Below are 21,518 nucleotides of genomic sequence, written 5' to 3'. Positions count from 1 at the left end.
GCCGCCAGTCATTGCTTCGGAGCAGGTCCAAAGGACGTCCATATCCGGCGCCTGGGCGACATACATCGCCTTTTGAAACCTGCCCTGCAGTGCCTCGGGGCAGATGAGGGAGCAGGCGAGCGCGGCGAAGGCATGGTGGATGTCAATCCTGCGCTCGTAGCGTATGGCGAGGCGGCGGAAACGGTTGACCATGCGAAGGTGCGCTCGATGACCCATCGGGGCTTGCCCGGCCTCCGGCAGCTCTCGATGCGGCGGCGGCAGGCGCGGCCCCAGCCGATGCGGCCCGCATGGCGCAGGCGCCGCAGCAACCCATGCTGCAGCCGGCCCCACAATAGCGACCGGGACAACCAATACGTTGCGATCCAGCATGCAGAGCGCCTGCTCACGCCGATATCGGCCCTCCGTCGGCAGCGCCGGCGACTCTCCCATGACAATGCGTCTGCCGAAACCGTCATCGGCCTGTCCAAGACCGAGGTGATCCGCCGACGCGGCCCTTGGCGCAACATGGAGGCCGTCGCGCTCGCCACCCTCGAATGGGTGGACTGGTTCGGCCACCGCCGCCTCCTCGGACCGATCGGCGGCACTGCGCCGGCCAGGGCTGAGGCGCGCTACTATGCTGCCCGGCAGGAGATTGCGCTGGCAGCCCGCCTCAAGCCCATCGGCCTCCGGCAGGCACGGGCCGGTTCAATCCGGCCTGGCTTTGTCCCGCCTGGCTTTGTCGGGCTGCGCGCCCTGACGGCGCGCGCTCCGGCCCGGGCGCATCACCCGGTCAAGCAGTTCGGCCGCGGTAGCCAACATGCCCGCGACATCCTGGCTCTCGCGGCGTAGAACCAGCCGCTTCCCTTTCCGCTCCAGTGGCGGTTCAGCATGAGGAAGCGCATTCCGAAAGCTCGCGGCGGCGGCGCTGGGGCCCACCTTGAGTTCCGAGACGCCGGCACGACGGCAGCGCAGCCGCAGCCGCGCCAGCGACAGAAGGTTCTCCACCGGTTCCGGCAGCGGGCCGAAGCGGTCCGTGATCTCGCCGGAAAAATCCTCCAGCGCATGCTCCGGCCCGCCTCTGTTTCCCTGGCGCAGGATCTCGCCCAGCCGCGCGTGCAGTTCCACCCGCAGCGCCTCCTCCTCCACATAGCTTTCCGGGATGAAGGCAGGCACGTCCGCCACCAGGCGCGGCGTCCAGTCTTCCGGAACCTTCTCCCCCTGGGCCGCGCGTAGGGCACGGCCCAGAAGGTGTTGGTACAGGTCCACGCCGATCAGTTTGAGGTGGCCCGCTTGGCTCTCGCCCAACAGGTCACCGGCACCGCGCAGATCCATGTCGCGGGAACTGATCGTGAAGCCGGCCCCGACCCGGTCGAAGGCTTCCAGGGTGCGCAGCCGCTTCAGGGTGGAAGGAGATGGCGGCTCCGCCGGGTCCGTCAGCAGATAGATCGTGCCGCGGTTCCGCCCGCGGCCTACGCGGCCGCGCAGCTGGTGCAGCTGGCCCAGCCCGAAGCGGTCGGCGCGCCAGATCAGCATCGTGTTGGCGCGCGGCACGTCCAGCCCGGTTTCCACGATGTTGGTGCTCAGCAGCACGTCGGCCTCGCCGCCGGCGAAACGCAGGAGCGCGGCATCCGCCTCCGCCGCCGGCATGTCGCCATGCGCCTCGATGAGCGAAAGCTCGGGCAGCAGCCGCGTGATTCGCTCCTGCATCGCCGGCAGGTCCTCGATACGCGCGCACACCACGAAGCTCTGCCCGCCGCGCCGGTGCTCGCGCATCAGCGCCTGCCGCAGCACCGCGTCATCGAGCGCGACATGCGTGGTGCGGATCGGCTGACGCCGTGCCGGCGGCGTGGCGATGACGCTGAGATCCTGCAGCCCCACCAGCGCCAGCTGCAGGGTGCGTGGAATGGGCGTGGCGGTGAGGGCCATGAAATGCACGCCCTCGCCCAGGCGGCGCAGCGCCGCCTTCTGCGAGGCGCCGAAGCGCTGCTCCTCGTCCACGATCAACAGGGCGAGGTCCTTGAAGCGCACGCTCTTGGAGGCAAGCGCCTGCGTGCCGATGACGACGCGCACGGAGCCATCGGACAGCCCCGCCTTGACGGCGCGCGCCTCGGCCGGGGTGCTGAGGCGGGACAGCTGCTCCACCCGGATGCCCATGCCGGCGAAGCGCCGGCGGAAGCCCTCCAGATGCTGGCGGACCAGCACGGTGGTGGGCGCGAGCAGCGCCACCTGCCGGCCTGCCAGGGCGGCGGCCGCCGCCGCCCGCAGCGCCACCTCGGTCTTGCCGTAGCCGACATCGCCGCAGACCAGGCGGTCCATCGGCCGCCCCGAGGCGAGATCGGCCAGAACCGCGGCGATGGCATCCGCCTGGTCGATGGTGGGGATGAAGGGAAAGCGCGCCTCGAAATGGTTGAAGGGCGCACGGGGCGGGCGGAGCACGGGGGCCTTCCGGGCGTCGCGCAGCCGTGCCAGCCTCGCCAGCTCGGCGGCCGCCTCGGCGATCTGCGCCTCCACCGTGGCGCGCCGCCGCAGCCAGGCCTCGCCATTCAGCCGGTCCAGCGTCAGGCCCTCGGCTTCCGCGCCGTAGCGCCACAACCGGTCCATCTCGTCGAGGGGCACGAGCTGCACATTGCCGCCTGCATATTCGAGCCGGAGGCAGTCCAGGCATGATCCGCCAACCTCCACCGTCTCGACGCCGCGCAGAATGCCCAGCCCGTGGTCGAGATGGATCACGGCGTTGCCCGGCTGCAGCCCCGCCCCGCTTCCGGGCAGGATGGTGGCGCGGTCCGGGCCATGCCCGCGCGCGGGCGCCGGCCGCACATCGCCAGGGGCGATGACGGCGACCTCGCCCTCCATGAAGCCGGCTTCCAGCGCTCCCGGGAGCAGCCCCATCGTGCCGGGTGGAGCGGCGCGCAGCTCCAGCCAGCCGGCGAGCGGCACGGGCGCTGCGCCGAGCCGCCGGACCGCCTGGCGGGCCAGGGCCCGGCCGCGCTGCCCCTCGCTTCCGGCCAGCGCCACCCTGCCGCCGGCCGCGTGCCGTTCTTCGACGAAGTCCAGAAAGGCCTCCGCGGGATCGTCGGCCTCCGCGAAGGCGGGCAGTGCGGCGTCGCTTTCCTCCCCGTCCGGTTGGGCGAGGGTGATCACCCGCCGTCCTTCCAGGGCGGCCGCCCAGCCTGCCTCGCCCAGGAAGAAGCGCCCCGGCTCCGGAAGCCGCCTTGCGTTCCCGGAGGCGGAGGCAAGGGCCAGGCGCGTGCGGTAGGCGTCGGCCACCTCGGTCTCGCGCGCGCGGCGCAGCGCCTCCACCTCCGGGTCCAGCACCAGGGCCGCGCCCGGCAGCAGGTCGAGCGGTGCCGTCAGCCGCTCGTACAACTCCGGCAGGGCATGCTCCAGCCCCGGCCTGTGCTCCTCCTGCGTGTCATCGGGTAGAACGGCCTCGGAGGCGGGGGGGAGCAGGAGCTCGGCCGCATCCTCTGCGCTGCGCTGGGTCAGGGGGTCGTAGCGGCGCATGGCCCTGACGCGCCCCTCGGCGTACTCCACGCGGCAGGGGAGGCTGCCGTCGCCCGGCGGAAACACGTCCAGCACGGCGCCGTGCAGCGCCACCTCGCCCGGCTCGTCCACCCGGTCGTCGAACAGGTAGCCCAGCTGTGCGAGACGCCGGCTGATCGTGTCCTCGTCGAAAGGATCGCCCGACCGCAGGGTCAGGCCCGCCGAAGCTTCCACTGGCGGGAGATACTGGCCCAGGGCCTCGACGCTCGCCACGAGCAGGCGCGGTCCGGCTGCGGGGCGGGAAAGGCGCGCCAGCATCGCCATGCGCGTTCCCATGACGGCCCGCGAGGGCGAGGCGCGGTCATAGGGTAGGCAGTCCCAGGCGGGCAGCAGCAGCGCCTCCAGCCCTGGCTCCAGGGCACGGACAGCCAGGGCGATGCGGCCGGCCCGTGCTTCGCTGCGAGATACGTAGACCACACCGGCCGCGCCGGCTTCCGTGGCGCGCTCAATCAACCATGCGGACAGCCGGCCATCCGGTTCCGATGCGATCATCGTCATTCTCGCCCCGTGCGTGAACTGCAGCTCCATCAGTGGTGGAACGCCGGCAGCGACGGTGAAAGGCAATGATTTCAGCGCATCTGCGATAGCGTCATGGTGAGCGAGGTGGTCCTGGTGCAAATCCATGACGGTGTTGATGGGATACGGCGTCGCTGGGGCCTTGTTACGGAAGGCGCTTTTGGCCGGAAGGAGGCGGCCGGGCCAGGCTGGGCGGATGGACCGGATGCCCTTGAGCAGGCGCTGCACGACTGGCGGCCGCTCCAGGGCACGAATCTCGTGCATCACAGCGGCCGCGGGGTCCGATACGTGGAGATCCGCTACAGCGAGCGGCTGGCCCAGATCGGGATCGGAGCCGTTGGCCGGCAGCACCGGCGACAGCTACGACCATGCGCTGTTGAGAGCGTCATCGGCCTGTTCAAGACGGGGGTCATCCGCCGCCGTGGCCCGTGGCGGGGCCTTGAGGGGATCTACTTCAACGACTATCCCGCCGGGATGGTGTTCAGCGGCGGCACGCAGGCTTCGGCCAAGGTCATGAGGCTGCTGGTCTATGTTCTGAAGGGCGGCTGGACAACCAGGGCAAGCAGGCGCTGATCGCGGGCGCGACCGAGATCCTTGGCCGCCATGCAGGTATCGGGGGCCGGATTCCGGCCTGTGTGGTCATCCGGGAGGTGCCGGAAAGCAACTGGGGCATCTTCGGCGCGGCCGTAAGCCTGGAGGCCCTTCGCGCATCGCCGAAGGGCGCGCCGCCTATCCAGGATGCGCCTTCGGAGCACCGCGGCCAGGCCGCCCAGGATGCCAGCCTCAATGGTCTGCCTTCTCGGACGCCACCAACCGCCGCCCCAGGCGTTTCACCGGAAGAAGGGAGTCTGCCATGAGCGAAACCAGCAAGCCTGCCCAACCCGCAACCGAGAAGGAGGAAAGCCTGGAAGAGCGCGCCCTCCGGATGGAGCAGCGACGGGTTGGGCCGGAGGATGAGGTGCGGAAGTCGCCGGAAGGGCCGGGCGCACAGGTCTCGCCCGATATCGAGCCTTCGGGAAGCTGAAGGAAAGCTCGCGCCTGGAAAGGAGCAGGCCTTGATCGTCTTCCTGGATTTCGAGGCCAGCGGCCTCGGCAAGCGGGGCTTTCCAATCGAGGTCGGCTGGGTGGGGGAGGACGGCATGGAGGAAGGCCATTTGATCCGCCCTGCCCCTGGGTGGGATGAATGGGATGCGCAGGCGGAGCGGATCCACGGCATCACGCGCGACCGGCTGCTGCGCGAGGGAGCGCCGCATGACGCCGTGGCCCGCCGCATGCTCGACGTCCTGTCGGGGCACCAGCTCTTCGCCTCTGCACCGTCCTGGGACGGCCAGTGGCTGAGCAAGCTGCTGCGCGCGGCCGGGCTGCCGCGCCATGCGCTGCGCCTGCGCGATACGGAGGAAGCACAGCGCGCCACGGCTCTTGCCGTGCTGGAGCGATCCTCCATGACGGCCGAAGCGCAGGCGCAGCAGGCCGAGGCCCTGCTGCAGGCGGCGCGGACGGCCAAGGAGCGGCAGGGCACCCCGACGCACCGTGCGGTGGAGGATGCCCGGCAGGAGCTGCAGCTTTGGCAATCTGTCCGCCGCCAGGCAGAGCAGGCCGCCAGGCCCCTCGCCTGACCCATGCGCACCGACAACCCTGTCGGTTCAGGCCGTGCCGCCCGAGCGGGAGGCTTTCTGCTGCCCTGGCCCGCGCAGAACTGGATCGAGAGCCTGGCTCTGGGCTTCATGCAGCCCGCCGGCATGCGGCCCATCGGTTTTCTGCAGCCTGTGGGTGAAGCGGCGCTGGTGTCGGCGGACTCTGTGTCCTGGCAGATCTTCAAGAACCCCCTGGCTCTCTTCATCGGCGGCGTCGCGGCGGTCGTGCTGGAGCTGGCGGAGCCGCGTGTCCGGTCCGGCGTCTGGAATCACACCACGTTCCGCACCGAGCCGGTCCGGCGCCTACAAAGGACCGGGCTGGCCGCGATGGTGACGGTGTATGGTGCGCGCAGCGTGGCGGAGGAGATGATCGCCCAGATCCGGCAGGCGCATGAGCGTGTGCAGGGCGTGACAGAGTCCGGAGCCCCCTACAGCGCCGCAGACCCTGCCCTGCTGAACTGGGTCCAGGCCACCGCCTGCTACGGCTTCCTGGAAGCCTATTGCGCCTATGTGCGCCCGCTCTCCTTGCATGAGCGTGACTGTTTCCTGCGGGAGGCCGAGCCCGCCGCCATGCTCTACGGTGCCTTGGGCGCGCCACGGTCCCGCGCGGAGATGGTGGCGCAGTTCACGGCCATGCGCCCTTGTCTGGAGCCTTCCGGCATCCTCCGGGAGTTCCTGGGCATCATGCGGGGCGCGCCTGTCCTGCCCGCGCCCCTGCGTCCCCTGCAGCGGCTGATGGTGCGCGCGGCCCTGGCCATCCTGCCGGGCTGGGTGCGTGGCACGCTCCTGCTCGACGGGCATCTGCGTCCCTGGGAGCAACGCCTGCTCCGTGCAGCGGGCGGCATGGCGGACCGGCTGATCTTGCGCGGAGCTCCTCCGGCCGAGGCCTGCCGCCGGCTGGGCCTGCCGGATCGCTATCTCTACGACGCGCCGCGCCCGGCGATTCTGCCGTCCTGCGGTTGGGATTTCTGATCTCGCCTACCTTGCCTCAGCCACTCTCTCCAGCCAGGAGCAGAAAGGGTCAGTCAGGCACCGGCGCCCTGGAAGCGAGACCATTCAGCACGCCGCCCAGCTTGTCCGGGTTGCGGACGATATAGATCGCAGCGATACAGCCGTCCTGGAGTTCCAGCGCGGTTGTCTGCGGCAGCCCGTCCGCCTCCTGCGTGACAAAGCCGGGCAAGCCGTTGATGCGGCCCAGGTGCAGCAGCGGGGTCAGGCCAAGAACTCCCTTGCGCACCAGCCCACCGAAAAAACGCGCCACCCGGTCCGCCCCCAGGATGGGATTCAGCGCGGCGTTGCGCAGACCGCCACCATCGGTATGCAGCACCACATCATGCGCCAGCAGGGCGCGCAGCCTGGTCTCGTCGCCTTGACGGGAGGCGGCAAGGAAGGCTGTCGCCACCCGCTGCGCCTCTGCCTCCGGCACCGCTTGGCGGAGGCGCGGCACCTCCAGATGCGTGCGGGCACGGGTAGCCAGCTTGCGGCAGGCGGCCTCGCTGCGCCCTAGCAACGCTGCGATATCGGCAAAAGGCGTCTCAAACAGGTCGTGCAGGATGAACACAGCGCGTTCGGATGGGGAAAGCCGCTGCAATGTGAGGAGGAAAGCCACCGAGAGATCCTGGGCATGCTCATGCGCCGCCTGCTGCGGCGGCGTCTCGGACTCCAGCAGCGGCTCCGGCAGCCAGGGACCAACGTAGCGCTCGCGGCGGTGCCGGGCAGAGCGAAGATGATCGAGGCTGAGGCGCGCAGCGACGGTCAGCAGCCAGGCCCGCGGCGCGGCGATCGTGCTCCGCTCGGCCGCGTTCCAGCGCAGGAAAGCCTCCTGCGCGATGTCCTCTGCCGTGGCGTGGGAGCCGGTCATGCGGTAGGCGAGCCCGACCAGCTCCGACCGCAGCGCCATGAAGGTCGCTGCGGGGCCGGGAGCGCCGGTCTCAGACGAGCCGCGGCTCAGGCTGCCGCCTCGGCGGGGGCCTGACCTGGGATGCTGCGAAAGCCGATCGCCAAGCGGTTCCAGGCGTTGATGGTGCCGATCAGCACGCTCAGCGACACGATCTCGGGCTCCGTGAAATGCGGATGCAGGCCTTCGTAATCCGCCTCGGGCGCGTGAGTCTGGGCAACAAGGGTCAGTGCCTCGGTCCAGGCCAGGGCCGCGCGTTCGCGAGGGGTATAGTGCGGCGCTTCCCGCCAGGCATCCAGCAAGAACAGGCGGGCCGGATCTTCACCAGCTTTCAGTGCGTCATGCGTGTGCATGGCTATGCAGAAAGCGCACCCATTGATCTGCGATGCACGGGTCTTTACCAGCTCGATCAATCCATGCTCCAGGCCGCTCTGGCTCACGGCGCGCTCCAGGCCCATCATGGCCTGCATCAGTTTCGGGGCTTGGGTGTAGTAGTTCATCCGGGGCGTCATGACGCTCTCCTCAGGGGTGGTCTGCCCTGAAGACGAGATGCGGGATGCGGATGTGACAGCGGCCAGGATGTTTTTCGTGCTGCCTCCGCTTGGCCAGTCGATGGGTGTGATAGCAGGCCTTTCGATCGTCTGGCTGCTGTCTTGCCTCTAAAAGGCTGCCCCTGCTGCCCTCCTGCTAATTCAAGCACTTGGCTTGCGCAGCAAGCCAGCGGGACGGCTTCCCGGAGGCCTGCCTCTTCGTCAGGCCGGTCATGGCGCGCCTGTTGCCTTAGCCTCCCCCGTATGGCTGCAAGCTTTTTGGTTCGAATTCGAAACACAAAATATTGAGTTTTATCTCCTTAATGAGATGTGCCAGCGTCGAGCTCAGGCTTCGCGAGGGCTGTTCCGCCACTGTGCGGCCTTCGGTGAGGAGAGGAGCGAGGAAGACACCTCGCGCGGCGCCACACAGCTGGGGAGGTCGTTCATGCGCGTCATCACGCCGCTCAACACAGAAGTGGATGTTCCGAACAGCTTGTCTGAGGACCGGCCTTATTTCGGGGTCGCCGACATCGGCGAGGCTGTGAAGTACTATCGGCGGCAAGGCTACGTGGTCATTCGCGGATTGCTTCAGCCAGATCTGTGCGACGCCATCCGCGCTGCCTATCTTTCCGAGGTTCGGCCCTCGCGCGTGCCCATCCTCCGCCAAAAGAACATGCGCTACGAGCGCAACAGCTTCGACAGGGATGGCTTTCTAGATAATCCGATCTTCAATGTGCAGGATCTCGAGACCGGCCGTTTCGGCCAGTTCAAGCGCAGCGCGCTGTTGGGTCTTGTACAGAAGGACGTCGCCCGGACAACCGCGGCGCTTGCAGGTGTCGGCCGTACCAAGCTGATCCAGAGCATGTTCTTCGAGGCCCCGGTCGGCACCTGGGCGCATCAGGACAGCTACTATCAGGACAGCGCCTCGGGGCTAGGCCGGTGCGTCGCCGGTTGGTACGCGTTGGAGGATGTGGATGCAGCCGCGGGCCGCTTCTATGTCTGCCCGGGCAGTCACCGCACCGTTCCGGTGTTGCGTAACGCGGGTGAGTTGGACTTCGCCACGGGCCATGACCGCTACAGGAAGGCGGTGCTCGAGACCATTCGCCATTTCGATCTGGAATTCCGCGCACCCTATCTGGCCAAAGGCGATGTGCTGTTCTGGTCCTCCCTAACCGTCCACGGCAGTTTCGCCCCATCGGGGAGCGGCGTTTCTCGCACCTCCCTGACCGCCCATTACCTGCCGGCCGATGACGAGATGCTACAATTCCATACCAGGATCCGCCGTCAGAAGATCATCTGGGTGGAGGGCATGCCGGTGGCGCAGCTGCACGACCAGGACAAGCTGCACAACCGCCTCCTGCGCGACATGGCGGCTCATGCTCCTGGGCCTTATGCAGCGGCGCGCAAGCTGGCGATGCGAGGGCTTTTCCTTGCCAGCAAGCTGAAGCCATCGCAGCAGGCCCCATCAACTCTCATGCCATGAAGCTTTCTTCGAACCCTTGTTGGGTATGACCCGAGCGATCAGCTTGCAAGCTACGGGCGCGTTTTTCTGCCTTTGGAAGGCGGTCTTATCCGGGGCAGGCCGCGGCCCGCGGTCTCAGCATTTCCAGCGGCCTCTCCAGGCTGACCGGAACAGGCAGGCATTTGTCGCCTGAACCCGTCGGCTGCCGACCACAGCACCGTGAGCCAACCGCAGCAGAATGGGAGCCTCTTCCAGCCGTGTAACCGCCTCCTGCACCGTCGAACGCGGCCTGCGCCCGGTCTAGGCGATCTGCTGGAACAAGGGATCGCACGCCCCGCTCCTTCCCGTCCCTGGGTACAGCAGCGTCCAGCGCACGCTCAGGCCGGCCTCGCGCAATCCGCGCCTGTGCTGGCCTGAGTTACGACGGTAGGTATCACGCTCCCGTCGGCGAACTGCGTCCATGATCTTGATGCAGGCGGTATGGCCGAGCGCCTTCCGTTGCCAGGAGACAGGGGGTACTCAGCCGGCACGTGGGGGCCGGTAATGGTGGACGAGTATCCTCTCTCCTGCATTGGTAGCCTATAGCAGGCCGAACTCTCCCAGTTGCAGGTTGGCGCTCACGCCGAAAGGCTCGACAGGGAAGGATACGCGCCAGGAAAATGTAGAGGTCCTGCCTTTTGCAGGCTGCCGGAAAAGCTCTCCGGTGGGCGCCGTGAGACCTCTTACGTTTCCACGTCTCTTCGGATCTGGATCTCCCTGGCGCGAAGCAAGAGTCTAGGGCGCGTGTCGCAGAGTCTCTGTCTTCTGTTCCGCCTATCCCTTTTCGTCATTTTCCAGAATACGGGCAATTTCCTGAAGGCGCCGGCGCATTTGAATGAGTTCGCGGATTGCCTTTCGCCGCGCCTCTCGCAGCCGGCGCTGCTCTGCCATCAGGTCAGCCAGGTTGACGGTTGAAGGGCTCCGCTTGGCCAACTCCTTCCTCAACGCCATGATCTGGGAGCGAGTCGCACTTTGGCTGACAAGCCCCCTTTGACGTGCCACCCTCACCTGCTCAGGAGGCATCAACGCCAGCTGATAGGCTGCGCTGTAGGAGCCAGGGCAGTCCTCGATCGGCACGCGCCCGCTGTCGATCATCTCAGCCACTCGTTTGAACTGGCTTGCCACGGGCGCGCTGAAAGGGAAGAGGCGGGCAAAGCCCTCCTGCAGTGCGTCGCGCTCTGCCTTCGTGTGCAGGACTTCGTCCAACGCATTCAACGCCCGGCCAATCTCGATAAAGGCCTGCTTGGCGCTCCCCCAGGCCGCATTAACCTCGCGGCGCGCCTCTAGTAGCAGCCGTACTCGTTCCGGGCTGTCCGGCAAGTCTGTGCCAGCGAACACATCCCGAATCGCATCGACCAGGTCGGCCGAGACCTGCACCATCTTGTCGATCTGTGCAGGCCGCAGATCAGCAGGGGCAGCGTCGGCGGGAGCGAGGGTGCGCGCCTTGCGGAGGGAAATCCCCTTCACAGCTTGGCCTCGCGAGCGACATAGCTCCACAGACCGTCGAAGGTCTCGGTGCTGGCGGCTTTGCTCAGGTCGGCAATGGCAAGGCCCTTGCTCGATGCTTCCGCGATCTCTTCCAAGGGCGGAATCTCGACCGGACAGATAGCACCCAGTGCCAGAAGCTTTGTGCGGATTGCGCCGAAAGAGCGCGTACGCCGGTTGGCGCGGTTCATCACAAAGGCCGCATGCACCTTGGCCGCGGCCAGCCGCTGCATCCAGGGTGCGGCAGAGTCCAGATCGTCCTGTGAGGGCTGACATGGAATCAAAAGCAGATCCGCCTCGCCGCTGAGGCTCAAGATGGCGCTGATATTGATTTCGATGCTGGGCGGCGTGTCGATCACGATTACATCGGCTCCGCTGCTCTTCGCCCGGCGAATGGCACCGCGCCAGTCGCCGAGGTCAGCCTCCTGGACTGGCACGGCCAGGCAATCAGGGAACGTCTCGCGGATACGCTCGCGGCGCTCAGCCCAGGTCGCCAAGGTCCGCTGCGCGTCAAAATCGAGGCCAAGTACCTTCTTGCCCGAGTGCGCCGCGCACACGAGAAGATTGCGGCAGAGCGTGGATTTTCCGACCCCGCCTTTTGGGCTGGATGCCATGATGATGCGCGTTTTAGACATAGTCCCCTCTTCTGATGCGAGCGCAACATGCCTGTCAGAGCGACTCAGCACGAGAGGAATTTTTTACCGCGTAAAACGCCGCTCGCCCTTCGTGCCTGTTTTCGTGGCTTGATCCCACGGATGTTTGGCTGCCGCTTGCTTGGCGGCCCCAGGGGACAAGGAAGCCTGTCTACACTCGCTTCTGACGATAATATCCGTCCAGTCAACGCAGCAGCAATCAGTGGGGCGGTGGAATCAATTCTTGGCAGTGCCTCGCACGGCGCAGGACAGCTTTTGCCAGGCCAGGGTCAATCTGACAAGATGACACACCAGACCGCAAAACCCCGGTAGATCTCCGGCGGTTTCCTGTTGTTGGCCGCACGTTCTCCAAGGCTCTCAATCTGGCTTGAGCCCACCGGCTGGAGGGGATATACTGCATGGATATACAGGAAGAGGGCCATGACCCGAACCGCGCTGTTCTTGAGTAACCGCACCCAGGCTGTCCGCCTGCCGAAGGATGTTGCTTTCCCGCCGGAGGTGCGCGAGGTGAGCATCATCCGTGACGGTGCGCGGGTCATTATTGCCCCGGTCGACGCAGTGTGGGACGATTTCTTCGCGGCACCTGGCGCCGATCTCGGCGAGAGGGCGCAGCCCGCGCATCAGGAGCGGGAAGCTTTCTGATGCTGCGCCACATGCTGGACACCAATCTGTGCATCCGGCTCCTACGCGACCGCCCGCAAGGGCTGCGGCCCCGCTTCAATGCGGAGGCGGACACGCTGTGCATCACGACCATCACCCTGACAGAGCTGCTGCACGGCGCGGCCCGCTCCGCCCGCCCGAGTGAAAATCGCCGGCAAGTGGAAAGCTTTGCCCGCCGTCTCGTCGTGCTCCCCTTCGACGAGGATGCCGCTGCGCATGCCGCCGACATCTATACCGATCTCGGCCGCCGAGGCCTGCTGATCGGCCCCTATGACATCCTGATCGCCGGGCATGCACGCAGCCGCGGACTGGTGGTCGTGACGGGTAATCTGGGCGAATTCCAACGCGTTGACGGGCTGCGCTCAGAAGATTGGCTCGCGACCTGACGTCATGCAGACGTGGGAAGTCGACAAGACCAGAATAATTTTGGTGTATCAGGCCATGCAAACATAAAAGAAAGTTGGATTTTTAACGTTCTTTACTGCGACGCCGCCTTTTGCGTGGCCAGAGACAGCACAGTGCCGTCTCGGTGACCAGCAGGGCGGCGCGATACGCTTTCCCCCCTCCTGCTGATGTTCTCCCATTGCCTGCTATTGGTGGTCCTGCTGCTCACTATTGCGCCTGCCCTTGCCGCGTATCCTCTGGTCCAGGTGTCGGCATCCAGGCTGGCGGTATCCTGCGCTGCCCGCCCCGGAGCGCCAGCAGGTTCGGGTGGTGCTGGAAGACACCGGCCACTATGGCCGCACAAGTAGGCCGGGCCTGAACCCGGGTGCTCGATGTGAATATCAAGCTGGTGCGCTGCGGTGCCGCATGGGTCTATCACCATTGTGACCAGGATCCGACGCTGCCGCCGCTGGAGGCGGAGGCCCGCCAGGCGAAGCGTGGCCTCTGGATCTTGCTGGCCAGTGAGCAGGTGCCGCCTTGGGCCCGGCGGCGGAAGGGTGGCTAGGCCATGGCATAGCCACAAGGAGCGGGGAGGCTAGTACCAAGTCTCCATGACAGCACTCCTGAGCTCATTTTCGCAGGCCGTTGGCCATGATCTTCCAGAGCTGTTGGATGAAGATGTTTCAGGCGAAGCCGCCGTCGTCAACGATGCCGGCACCGGCTTTGAAGACCTGGTTGGCTGGCCAGCTGTCGCGCATGAGCTGCCAGACGTTTTCGACCGGATTCGGCGCCGGGGAGCAAGGCGGCAAGGGCAGGAGGGCGATGTTGGCAGGCACGGCGCGCTTGGCGCTGGTGTGCCAGCCAGCCTGATCTACGGCGGGCACGGCGTGGGCGCCCGGTGCAGCAGTCTGGAAAATCCCGGTCAGGTGCAGTTCTACGGCCGCGACGTGGTAGGAGGGAAGAATCAAGCCTGCGCCCTTTCCTGCGCATGCGCATCGAAGTCACTTCGGCAGGGCCACCGCTGCCGCCATGGTAAATTTCACACCGTTGCGCGCTTTGAAGCAAACCAGCGGCCCAGCAGAAGGCCACAACAAGTCTATCTGAAGAGAATTGGTATCATCGATCCAGAAGAGGATGGCGGCGAGGCAAGTAGCGGACAGAAAGGTGTGAGCGCAGCGGTCATGGAGCGTGGCGATGCGGCGCCACCCCTTGAGCTTGCTGAACACGATCTCGATGCGGTGCCGCTGGCGGTAGAGCATTCTGTCATGCGCGATGCGCTGCTTGCGGCCGCGGCGCAAGGGAATGCGAGGCTCGATGCCGTGATCGGCCAGGCTGGCGAAAGCGACCGCTGTCACAGCCCCTGTCGCCGACCAGGGCGCGGGCGGACGGCAGGGCGCCCAGCATCAGCGCGGCATCCGTATGGTCGCTCATCCGGTCCTTCGGAGAGCAGCATGATGAGCGGGCGGCCTTGGCCATCAGGGACGGCGTGAGGCTTGGAACTCAGGCCCGACCCTGGGGCGCCCGACAGAACAGGGAACAGCCCGCTTTTGAGCAGGCTGGCGGCTGTGCGGCGCACCTTGAGGTGAGTACGATCATCAGCGGGTCCGGCTGCCCTTCGCTGCCGGCCAGCCCGGCGAAGGTACGGTTGAAGATACCCATGCGCCTCCAGCGGACGAGGCGGCGGTTGCACAGCGTCTTGTGCGGTCCCACTCGACAGGCACATCGCGCCGGCGAACCTGCATGAGCCAGAACAGGCCCGCCAACGCAGCACCTCCGGCAACCATGGAAGCACAGCAGCATCGAAGCACGAGAGGCTCGTTGATAGGTCCTGAGCCTTAGCTGCGGCGGATCTTGCGCCCCATCACCTCCAGAACGGCGCCAACCAGCGGCCCAGGTCAGACCCAGCATTCCGCATGCTCGTCATCCTCGCCTCCAGCAGGCAACGTCGGACAGGAGGGACTTACAATTAATCCAAAATGTCCAGCTAATGCTGAATTCTTGGCGCCAAGCCTTGGTGAAGTCTCTCGGTATCCGGGCTTTTCACCTGTTCTTGAATAGCCCTGGCATCTGGCAAGAGTGAACCATGGCCGAACACCATGGGCCCTTATCATCATATGCCGCGACAAGAAGACGCGAGGCCCTCGGCAAGCGGGACTGCCGGATACGGGAACGATAGATCATCGGCTTCCGAGAGCCGACCTCGCCCGGGAATGCTGCTCCTCATGAGTTGCGCGGCCATGCTGAGCCTGGGCGGCGGGGCTGTGGTCTATCTGCCGCACTGGCTCGGCCAGTATTATGATGGCCCGAACGCCGGGCGCGGGCAGGAGGCGCCGCGGCTCGTCCTCTCCGCCGACGCGGCGCCCACTTGGCGGACTGCTGCCACCGGCGACACGCCGCCGGCGCCAACACCCCTGGATGTCGCGCAGGCGCCGGCCCGGCCCACGCAGGAGCAGGAGGACGTCACGGCATTGCAGGCCGAGATTTCGCGGCTGCTCACCATGGCCAGCCAACTGGATCAGGAACTGGCTCTGCTGGAGGCCGCCGCTGAGGCACCTGAGGCCGAGATGCCCAAAGAGGGGATGCCCGAGGACAAGGTGCCCAGGGACGATGTCAGTAGCCCGGCCGGCAGGATGGATGCGGCGGCCACCGGGCTTCGGGGAATGGAGGAGCCGGCGCTGCCGCCGCAAGCTTCCGCCATCTCGGGCAGCTTCCCGTATCAGCTTGATTTCGCCCGCAGCGACGACGCGCACTTCGGCGAACACACGGACCATGTTCCGCTTGCCGGCCCAGGATCTGAACCAGAGTCCGGCCCCGATCCACTCCCGGTGATTGCTCCGGAAACGCCTGTCCCACAATCCCCGCGCGCGCCCGAAAGCTCCCCGGCAGACTTGGATGTGGCTGTCTCCACCCCGGCACCGGACGAGCAAGCATTGCCCGTGGTACGCGCCGAACAGCACGAGAAAAGCACGGAGGCCGTGGAGCCCTCCACCGACGTGCCCGCCTCCCCTGAGTCCGAGGCGGTCCAGGCCCCACCGCCGGAAGCACCACAGCCCGGAGAGAACCTTCGGGATTCGCCCGACCTTGTCTCCAGCGATCGGCCCGCGCCAAGGGATGCGGAGCCTCACGGTGCGCCGCAGGCTGCACCCGAGGATGCGCCCTTGGCGGCCATGCCCCAGGGCCCACAGGAGGAGGCCGCATCCGCGCCGCCTCCTGCCCCGGAGGTGACGGCAGAGGATCCTGGTCCGGAGAATCGCGCCGAACCCACGACGCCGCCGCAGGCAGAGGCTGTTCCTCCTGGCGTGGTGGAGCGTGCCGAGCCGGAAGCGGCACGGACCAAAGCTCCCGCATCGCAGAGCGCCGCCGAGGCCGCCGCACCGGCAAGGGACCTGGCCTCTCCGGTTGCGCCAGAGGCCATCTCACCATCCGGCGGCCCGCCAGAAGCCAGCTTGGCAGCGGGCCAGGAAGCCGCCCGCCCGCCCGCGGAGAAAGCGGGAGCCGTGGCGCCCGTGCCACCCGCTCCGCCTCCTCCGGCGCTCTCCGCCCCCTCGCTCTCCGCAGAGGAAAAGGCGGCGCTGCTGAAGCAGGCGGAGGAGAAGCTGGCCCTTGGCGACATTGCAGCCGCCCGCCTGCTGTACCAGCAGGCGGCGCAAGCCGGCAGCAGTCAGGCCGCCGTCGCCCTCAGCCGGACCTATCAGCCGGATTTCCTGAAAGGCCTCGGTGCGGAGGGCACACCCTCCGACCCCCTGCTGGCTCTTGTCTGGGCCCGCCGCGCGGAGGCTCTGGCCAAGGCCGAGCCAGTGCCTGAGCCGCAGCTCATGGCGCCCCCGCAGCCGCCACAAGCCGCGCCCGCCCCCGCGACGGCCCCGGAACCGGTTCCTGGAACGGCTTCCGCATCCGGACCCGAACCAGCTCGGGCTGCAGCGCCGGCGCAAGCGCCGGTGGCTACCTCCGCCCCCCCGCCGCGCCCTCGCCCCACTGGATCCCCGGAAAGGCTGGAGGCGGTGATCCGGCGCGCCGACGAGATGCTGGCGCTGCGCGACATCTCGGCTGCCAGGCGACTCTACGCCTATGCCGCCGAGGCCGGCAGCGGAAAGGCCGCCGCGGCGCTGGGCCAGACCTACGACCCGGCGTTCCTGGACAGGATCGGTGCCCAGGGCATCCGCCCTGATCCTGCCCTGGCCGTCCGGTGGTACCGGCAGGCCATGTCGCTGGGGGAGGCGCAGGTCGCTCCCGCATTGTCGCGCCTGGAACGGCGCTGAGCGCCTTCGCAAAGCATGGAGAACCCCCGGACTATGCCCTCGCACTCCTTCGGCCGGCGTGCCGCCCTGATGTCCGGTGCTTTGACCCTCCTGGGAGGACCAGCGGCCTGGGCGCAGGGTAGCGGCCCCTGGCGCAGCGCGGCGGAAGCGACGCGGGAGGTGAATGCCGGCACCGTCGGCGTGATTTCCGGCGGCGTCGATGGCACCTACATCCGCATTGCCACCGATCTGGCCGCGGTGCTCGACGAGGGCGAGTACCTGCGTGTCCTGCCTGTCATCGGCAAGGGCTCGATGCAGAACATCTCGGACCTGCTCTACCTGCGGGGCATCGACATCGCCATCGTCCAGTCCGACGTGCTGGCGGCGGTGATGCGGGACCGGCTGTTCCCCGGCGTCAGCCAGCTCGTGCAGTACGTCGCCAAGCTCTACGACGAGGAGGTGCATATCCTCACGCGCCCGGACATCATGCGGGTGGAGGACCTTGCCGGCCAGCCTGTGAACGTGGACCTGCCCGGCAGCGGCACGGCGATGACGGCCTCCCTTATCTTCGGCAGCCTGGACCTGGAGGTAAAGGCGGTGCACGCGCCGCAGGACGTGGCGCTGGAGCGCCTGCGGCGGGGTGAGATCGCTGCGCTGGTCTATGTCACCGGCAAGCCCGCCCGCCTGTTCTCGGGCGTGCGGGCGGAGGAGGGGCTGCATCTGCTTTCCCTGCCGCTGGCGCCGCCCTTGCTGCAGACCTACCTACCGGCGCCCATCGATCATGCCGATTATCCCAACCTTGTGGCCGAGGGCAGCCCGGTGCAGACGGTTGCGGTGGGAGCGGTGCTGGCGGTCTATGCCTGGAAGCCGGGAACCGAGCGGCACGGCAAGTTGGTGCGTTTCCTGCAGCGCTTCAACCAGAAGTTCCCGATGCTGCTGCAGCCGCCGCGCCATCCGAAATGGCGCGAGGTCAACCTGACCGCGCAGGTGCCCGGCTGGACCCGCTTCAGCCCGTGAGGCGGACCGCCGCCGCCTGGCGTCCGATGGAGGCCGGCGGCTGCGGCGCCCCTGCGGCTGGCGCTGCGGCACATGGTGCGCGATCTTGCCGATCCGCACGTCGCTCATACCAACTTTCTTCGGATAGACTTGTTATGGCATTCTGCCGGGCCGCCGGTCTGCTTCAAGGCGCGGAACGGTGTGGAGTTCGCCATGGCGGCAGCGGTGGCCCTGCGAATGGTGACTTCGTCAGCGGGGTCGTGCGCAAGCAGGCGGATCAGAAAGGCTTCCAGGTCCTGTCACGCCGCAGGATGGTGGAGAGAGCCTTCGGCTGGATGATCCGCTGGAGCCGCCTGGTTCGTGACTATGAGCGCCGCTGTGACGTCTCCGAAGCCATGATCCACGTCAGCATGGGCGCACTCCTCCTCAGGCGCATTGCCCATCCATGACTATTCTCAAACGGGCATTGAGAAGGCCAACTCTCTCACCCCACATAGGCTGAGTTCACGTGGGAAGCTCAGTTCCGATTACCGTCGGTAATTCCCTGTCATATGTAATGATACCAGGCGGAATCCCTTCGGGCCCGCCACGTCTTCCGAAGTAGATGCTCTCTGCCCGTGAATTAGTATCTGAAGCTGTAAGTCCTGGCCACGATCTATATTCTTCGGAAAGGCAAACCACAGATAAAAATATCCTTGCCTTTTCCCCTTCATATCAGGCGCTATCTTGATGTCGGCGTCAGTCCCGTTGGCCTTGATATGAAGTGGACAGTCTGGCGCATCGACACACGCGGGTAGATCCAGCGCTCCTTCCAGTTTTATGCCATCGAAGTCCGACCAATTCGTACGGCTAGGTAACGTAAGGCGTGCCTCCTGAGCGAGCCAAGTTCCTTGCGGATCATTCTTCGACCACCCCTCCTCAAGCGCGTGCTGGCCTAGCTGGTTTATAGTGAAGGACAACTTCCGTGCGTCAGGCTTGTCGCCGAAAGAAAAATTTTGCCACTTCAACTCCAGAAGCTCTGCAGCCAATACTTCTGCCTTGTTCTTCCAATCCAGGCTTTGTGGCAACAAAGGCCCATCGATGCGGAAACTGGGTAGCGCCATCTCCAAAGCTCGGGCAAAATCCAGCCGCTCGTCTTTCGGCCGGTGGCCTGCTATCTGCTGATATAGTGCCTCGAGTTCATCCAGATAGCGCGATAAAGCCAGATGCGGTCGCAGAAGAGTTCGCGTCCGGGCAAAATCCTCAGGATTGTACAAATCAAGCTCGGCGCTGACTGATGCTGCTTCAGAAGGTAGACGGCGTATAGATGAGCCGAAATTTCTCAGGAACCAGGATGTGGCTACATCAGGCGTAATCAATCCCGCAATTCCGTTTTCATCCGCACAAAGCACCGGGCGGTTAGCACAAATTGCTTCCATCGCGGCTTTTCCGCTTGTTACCACAAGATCATTTTGTTCAAAGATTTTGTGCAGCGTGGAAGAAAGCCTTCCAACTCCACCACCAACAATTTCTACATCAAGGCCCCTTTCTTGACAGGCTTCCCTCACAACATTGACATGCTGAGCATTGTACTTCGCAACCACCAGTACCCGGCGAAGCTGCGCCGGGGGTGGAGCCTCCTGAAAGGGTAAGCCACTAGCATTATGCAGAGTGTACACTCGCGCTGGGTCAATGCCAGGCGAGGCAAGTATACGATTCCGGCTCGGGATACTGTGGGCAACGTAGAGCCCAATACTGTTTAAAACCGGCGGCTCATCATGCCAGGAAATTGCATCATGGCAGAACCACAGAGCAGGCACTTCAGGAAAGAGGGTGCGCACAATAAGGAATGGTGTGGTGTGGTGACCATGCAAGATATCTGGATCGAAGTGGCTGAGCGCTTCAATCCGCTCGGTCACCAACACACCAGCTTTGCGCAGATCAATCGCAAGGCCCCCTAAGGGTGATGTGACATAGACGGCCACTTGGTGGCCTCGCTCGACTAATCCCCGAGCAACTTCTGATGTGACAATCTCAGTACCAGAGCGCTGATCAAGCCGAATGTTTGTGATGATAATGCGCATGCGACCACCTCATCGATGCATCCTATCGGCGGAAATGCGCTCTGTGACCATCCTCTTTAAGGATCAAGATGAGGCACATGGCCAAGTAGCAAAAGCTAGCGATGGTTGATTGAGCAGCCCACGTGCTCCGCCAAGTTGGCCAGTCCGCATTGATGCGGCGGGTGAGGGCGATGAAGTCGCCAATGTCGGCCAATGCATTGCGGCCATGATCGGCCCACCACCAGGCAGTTGCCTCGGCCGCGCCCTTACGCTCTCTTGCTGTCGCTGAATTACGCGACGAACTGCATCGTCATTCTGGCGCAGCCGTGAAGAACCTGACCCATAGCGCATGCCTCGCAGCATGGTGCTGAAGGGTACCACGACATTCCGGGACTAAGGAGGCGGCAGCGGTCACTCGATGCCGCTGCCCATGTCGGCCCCGATAAAGGCGCCGGTTCGCTCGTAATGCTGCGCCAGGAGGGCGACAGCCTTGTCGGCATCGCGGTTCAGCGCCGCACGGGCGAGTATGACATGTTCCGCTGCCACGTCGCGGCCCGGATAGGCCAAGGTGTTGGAAAGCGCCCGATAACGCTGCGCTTCCTCCCGCAGCCGGTCACAGAAGGCCAGCAGGGGCGGCGCCCCGCAGGCGGACAGCAGGGCCTGATGGAACCGCAGGTGGCAGGCCTCCCAATCCGGGTTGCTGACGAAACGGTTCGGGTCGAGCGAGCGGGCGGCGCGATTCAGCCGGTGCTCGGCCAGGAGCAGCGCTTCCTCCCAGGCGGCATCGCCCCGCAGGATGGCTTCCCGCAGTGCCGCGCCTTCGGCCAGCACACGGCTACGGATCAGGCCATGGAGCTGGCCAAGCGCCGCCGCCGCAACGCGGAAGCCGCGATGCTCGATCTGCTCCGCAAGCCCCTCGGCGGCGAGGCGGGAGAGTGCCTCGCGCATGGGCGAGGCGCCGGCTCCGTAGCTCTCCGCCAAGTCGCGCAGCTTCAGCTTCTGGCCTGGCGGCAGTCGGCCAGAGAGGATGTCCTCTCGCAGCCGGCGGTGGACGGCTGTGGCAAGGGTCGGATCGCGCGCATCGGCGAAGGAAAAGGCTTGGGACATGGCCCGAGCATCATCGCTCCCCGGTTATGGACAGGCAAGTTTTCGGAATTCCAGCTTGACGAGGGAATAATTTCGATAAAACCTCTGCCAAAATTTTGGAGGAACGGTTTGTGCGCCTGATCGCTTTCCAGCACGAGGGACGCGCGGCCCTCGGTGCCCGGCTGGGCACGGAGGTCGTTCTCCTCGCCGACGTGGTGCCGGGCCTGCCGCAGGACCCTGCCCTGGCCCTGGCCGCGCTCGGGCTGCCGGAGGGCGCACCCGCCCTGGCCGCGCGCCTCGCCGATGCGCCGCGCCGGCCGCTCGCCGGGCTGACCCTGCTGCCCGTCATCCCGCGCCCCGGCAAGGTCGTCTGC

At 66.0% G+C, this 21,518-nt stretch carries 19 protein-coding genes and 5 pseudogenes; 14 read left to right on the top strand and 10 right to left on the bottom strand.

What is annotated here, in order from left to right; genetic code table 11:
• Positions 1 to 99: 99 nt before the first annotated feature.
• Positions 100 to 266, bottom strand: a pseudogene (locus ACFOY6_RS12800) (transposase); the annotation flags it as partial.
• Positions 267 to 327: 61 nt separating this feature from the next.
• Between ACFOY6_RS12800 and ACFOY6_RS12795 the strand changes: the two are divergent.
• Positions 328 to 645: pseudogene (locus ACFOY6_RS12795) on the top strand (IS3 family transposase); the annotation flags it as partial.
• 39 nt (positions 646 to 684) lie between these two features.
• Here ACFOY6_RS12795 and ACFOY6_RS12790 read toward each other — a convergent pair.
• Complete coding sequence (locus ACFOY6_RS12790; protein WP_379651050.1) at positions 685 to 4,014, bottom strand: DEAD/DEAH box helicase; 3,330 nt, start codon at positions 4,012 to 4,014, stop codon at positions 685 to 687.
• Positions 4,015 to 4,242: 228 nt separating this feature from the next.
• Here ACFOY6_RS12790 and ACFOY6_RS12785 point away from each other — a divergent pair.
• From ACFOY6_RS12785 to ACFOY6_RS12765, 5 genes and pseudogenes are all read left to right on the top strand, one after another.
• Positions 4,243 to 4,494, top strand: a pseudogene (locus tag ACFOY6_RS12785) (IS3 family transposase); the annotation flags it as partial.
• An 89-nt stretch (positions 4,495 to 4,583) separates the two neighbouring features.
• Positions 4,584 to 4,895 (top strand): tautomerase family protein, encoded by a 312-nt coding sequence (locus ACFOY6_RS12780; protein ID WP_379651063.1) that lies wholly within the window; start codon positions 4,584 to 4,586, stop codon positions 4,893 to 4,895.
• Complete coding sequence (locus ACFOY6_RS12775; protein ID WP_181378308.1) at positions 4,892 to 5,062, top strand: hypothetical protein; 171 nt, start codon at positions 4,892 to 4,894, stop codon at positions 5,060 to 5,062. The genes ACFOY6_RS12780 and ACFOY6_RS12775 overlap by 4 nt, the downstream gene beginning before the upstream one ends.
• Positions 5,063 to 5,093: 31 nt before the next feature.
• Entirely contained in the window at positions 5,094 to 5,654 is a 561-nt protein-coding gene (locus ACFOY6_RS12770; protein WP_379651048.1) for a 3'-5' exonuclease, read from the top strand.
• Between the two features lie 3 nt (positions 5,655 to 5,657).
• A complete protein-coding gene (locus ACFOY6_RS12765; RefSeq protein ID WP_379638281.1) occupies positions 5,658 to 6,644 on the top strand; it encodes an oxygenase MpaB family protein in 987 nt (328 codons plus the stop codon).
• Positions 6,645 to 6,693: 49 nt separating this feature from the next.
• Here the strand turns inward: ACFOY6_RS12765 and ACFOY6_RS12760 are convergent, their stop codons facing one another.
• Positions 6,694 to 7,572, bottom strand: coding sequence for a sigma-70 family RNA polymerase sigma factor (locus ACFOY6_RS12760; RefSeq protein WP_379638261.1), 879 nt, complete (start codon positions 7,570 to 7,572; stop codon positions 6,694 to 6,696).
• 47 nt (positions 7,573 to 7,619) lie between these two features.
• Positions 7,620 to 8,069 carry a carboxymuconolactone decarboxylase family protein gene (locus ACFOY6_RS12755; RefSeq protein WP_379638242.1) on the bottom strand — a complete coding sequence of 150 codons (450 nt, stop codon included), beginning with the start codon at positions 8,067 to 8,069 and terminating at the stop codon, positions 7,620 to 7,622.
• Between the two features lie 475 nt (positions 8,070 to 8,544).
• On the opposite strand from ACFOY6_RS12755, the gene ACFOY6_RS12750 reads away from it, so the two are divergent.
• A complete protein-coding gene (locus ACFOY6_RS12750) occupies positions 8,545 to 9,582 on the top strand; it encodes a phytanoyl-CoA dioxygenase family protein (RefSeq protein WP_379638222.1) in 1,038 nt (345 codons plus the stop codon).
• 792 nt (positions 9,583 to 10,374) lie between these two features.
• On the opposite strand, the gene ACFOY6_RS12745 is transcribed toward ACFOY6_RS12750, so the two are convergent.
• Both ACFOY6_RS12745 and ACFOY6_RS12740 read right to left on the bottom strand, forming a co-directional pair.
• A complete protein-coding gene (locus ACFOY6_RS12745; RefSeq protein WP_379651046.1) occupies positions 10,375 to 11,067 on the bottom strand; it encodes a hypothetical protein in 693 nt (230 codons plus the stop codon).
• On the bottom strand, positions 11,064 to 11,720 hold the full coding sequence (locus ACFOY6_RS12740) for a ParA family protein (RefSeq protein ID WP_109519129.1): 657 nt from the start codon (positions 11,718 to 11,720) through the stop codon (positions 11,064 to 11,066). Before ACFOY6_RS12740 ends, ACFOY6_RS12745 begins: the two co-directional genes overlap by 4 nt.
• 438 nt (positions 11,721 to 12,158) lie before the next feature.
• On the opposite strand from ACFOY6_RS12740, the gene vapB reads away from it, so the two are divergent.
• The 3 genes from vapB (at position 12,159) to ACFOY6_RS12725 (ending at position 13,347) form a co-directional block, all read left to right on the top strand.
• Positions 12,159 to 12,380 carry a type II toxin-antitoxin system VapB family antitoxin gene (vapB, locus tag ACFOY6_RS12735; protein ID WP_109519130.1) on the top strand — a complete coding sequence of 74 codons (222 nt, stop codon included), beginning with the start codon at positions 12,159 to 12,161 and terminating at the stop codon, positions 12,378 to 12,380.
• On the top strand, positions 12,380 to 12,784 hold the full coding sequence (vapC, locus tag ACFOY6_RS12730; protein ID WP_379638095.1) for a tRNA(fMet)-specific endonuclease VapC: 405 nt from the start codon (positions 12,380 to 12,382) through the stop codon (positions 12,782 to 12,784). The genes vapB and vapC overlap by 1 nt, the downstream gene beginning before the upstream one ends.
• Positions 12,785 to 13,167: 383 nt before the next feature.
• Complete coding sequence (locus ACFOY6_RS12725) at positions 13,168 to 13,347, top strand: thermonuclease family protein (RefSeq protein WP_109519132.1); 180 nt, start codon at positions 13,168 to 13,170, stop codon at positions 13,345 to 13,347.
• A 118-nt stretch (positions 13,348 to 13,465) separates the two neighbouring features.
• On the opposite strand, the gene ACFOY6_RS12720 is transcribed toward ACFOY6_RS12725, so the two are convergent.
• Both ACFOY6_RS12720 and ACFOY6_RS12715 read right to left on the bottom strand, forming a co-directional pair.
• Positions 13,466 to 13,750 (bottom strand): transposase, encoded by a 285-nt coding sequence (locus ACFOY6_RS12720; protein WP_379638014.1) that lies wholly within the window; start codon positions 13,748 to 13,750, stop codon positions 13,466 to 13,468.
• Positions 13,751 to 13,783: 33 nt separating this feature from the next.
• Positions 13,784 to 14,137: a hypothetical protein gene (locus tag ACFOY6_RS12715; RefSeq protein WP_379637992.1), complete on the bottom strand. Its 354-nt coding sequence runs from the start codon at positions 14,135 to 14,137 to the stop codon at positions 13,784 to 13,786.
• 882 nt (positions 14,138 to 15,019) lie between these two features.
• On the opposite strand from ACFOY6_RS12715, the gene ACFOY6_RS12710 reads away from it, so the two are divergent.
• The 3 genes and pseudogenes from ACFOY6_RS12710 to ACFOY6_RS12700 form a co-directional block, all read left to right on the top strand.
• Positions 15,020 to 17,041 (top strand): hypothetical protein, encoded by a 2,022-nt coding sequence (locus ACFOY6_RS12710; RefSeq protein WP_379651043.1) that lies wholly within the window; start codon positions 15,020 to 15,022, stop codon positions 17,039 to 17,041.
• 69 nt (positions 17,042 to 17,110) lie between these two features.
• Positions 17,111 to 18,037 carry a TAXI family TRAP transporter solute-binding subunit gene (locus ACFOY6_RS12705; RefSeq protein WP_379651041.1) on the top strand — a complete coding sequence of 309 codons (927 nt, stop codon included), beginning with the start codon at positions 17,111 to 17,113 and terminating at the stop codon, positions 18,035 to 18,037.
• 221 nt (positions 18,038 to 18,258) lie between these two features.
• Positions 18,259 to 18,465: pseudogene (locus ACFOY6_RS12700) on the top strand (IS5-like element ISRso1 family transposase); the annotation flags it as partial.
• A gap of 78 nt (positions 18,466 to 18,543) precedes the next feature.
• Here the strand turns inward: ACFOY6_RS12700 and ACFOY6_RS12695 are convergent.
• Together ACFOY6_RS12695 and ACFOY6_RS12690 are read right to left on the bottom strand one after the other, a co-directional pair.
• Positions 18,544 to 20,079 carry a glycosyltransferase gene (locus ACFOY6_RS12695; protein ID WP_379637916.1) on the bottom strand — a complete coding sequence of 512 codons (1,536 nt, stop codon included), beginning with the start codon at positions 20,077 to 20,079 and terminating at the stop codon, positions 18,544 to 18,546.
• 390 nt (positions 20,080 to 20,469) lie between these two features.
• Positions 20,470 to 21,165 (bottom strand): GntR family transcriptional regulator, encoded by a 696-nt coding sequence (locus ACFOY6_RS12690; protein ID WP_379637880.1) that lies wholly within the window; start codon positions 21,163 to 21,165, stop codon positions 20,470 to 20,472.
• A 110-nt stretch (positions 21,166 to 21,275) separates the two neighbouring features.
• Here ACFOY6_RS12690 and ACFOY6_RS12685 point away from each other — a divergent pair.
• Positions 21,276 to 21,518 (top strand): annotated as a pseudogene (locus tag ACFOY6_RS12685) (fumarylacetoacetate hydrolase family protein); the annotation flags it as partial.

The sequence above is a fragment of the Teichococcus aestuarii genome (genome assembly GCF_042651065.1).
GTDB classification, from domain to species: Bacteria; Pseudomonadota; Alphaproteobacteria; order Acetobacterales; family Acetobacteraceae; genus Pseudoroseomonas; species Pseudoroseomonas aestuarii.
Note: the sequence above shows the minus strand (reverse complement) of the source record. Positions and strands in the feature narration are given on the sequence as shown.